The sequence below is a fragment of the Peptoniphilus indolicus ATCC 29427 genome (assembly GCF_000227315.1).
In the GTDB taxonomy this organism is placed as follows: domain Bacteria; phylum Bacillota; class Clostridia; order Tissierellales; family Peptoniphilaceae; genus Peptoniphilus; species Peptoniphilus indolicus.
In genome coordinates this window covers 1-795 of record NZ_JH165139.1, presented here as the reverse complement: position 1 = coordinate 795, position 795 = coordinate 1, and the positions used below count along the sequence as shown (strand labels likewise).

The following is a 795-nucleotide window of genomic DNA, read 5'->3' as shown; positions in this document are numbered from 1 at the left end:
CACTTCCAATTATTATAAACCCTGAATTTTTATATAATTTAATAGCCCTTTTGTTAGATTCCCTAACCTTTAAAATTAAATTTTTATCTTCAAATCTATTATTATACTCTTTCAATATAATTCTCATAAATTTACTACCAAATCCCTGGCCGCAAAAATCAGGCTTTAAAGATAGTCCAAGAATTACATTTTTTTCATTCTCTATAAATCTGAAATTACCTATTAATTCTCTATTTTTATATAGAGACAGAAACTCTCTTTCTCTTGTCTCCTTAAATAAAATTCCCCATTCTTGCTCCCTTAAAATTTCAAATTCCGGATAATTATGCACGTCATAAGGTTCTTCATATCTCCAATTACAAATTTCAAAAATATCTTGTTCTGTAGTAATTCTTACTTCAAATTTATCCAAATACATCCCTAGTTGTTTAACTATCACTTCATATTAACTAACATTTTCTAAGCTTAATCTTTATTTATATTTTAACTTTTCTAAAGTTTCTCTAAAAATCAAAAAGACATCCAATTTAGATGTCTTTTTATGTATAGCTGGGAAGAAAAAAGATGATTGAAATATCCATTACTCAGGATATTTACAATATAATGATAGCACTTTACGAAACATATTGCAAGCCTTTTCATAAATATTTTTTGAAAAATATTTGTAATTTACCCAGATTAATTTAGTTCTATTTTTTTGAAAACACGTTTTCATTTTTTGTTGTTTTTATGTTAAACTAATCTATACATTCTAATCTTTCATTCAAATGTTGATTTAAATTTGTATTTTTTAAT

At 24.5% G+C, this 795-nt stretch carries 1 protein-coding gene; it reads right to left on the bottom strand.

Annotation, left to right across the window (positions count from 1 at the left end):
- The coding region (locus HMPREF9129_RS10365) for a GNAT family N-acetyltransferase (protein ID WP_004823572.1) at window positions 1-439 on the bottom strand (439 nt) is incomplete at its 3' end.
- Window positions 440-795: the final 356 nt, after the last annotated feature.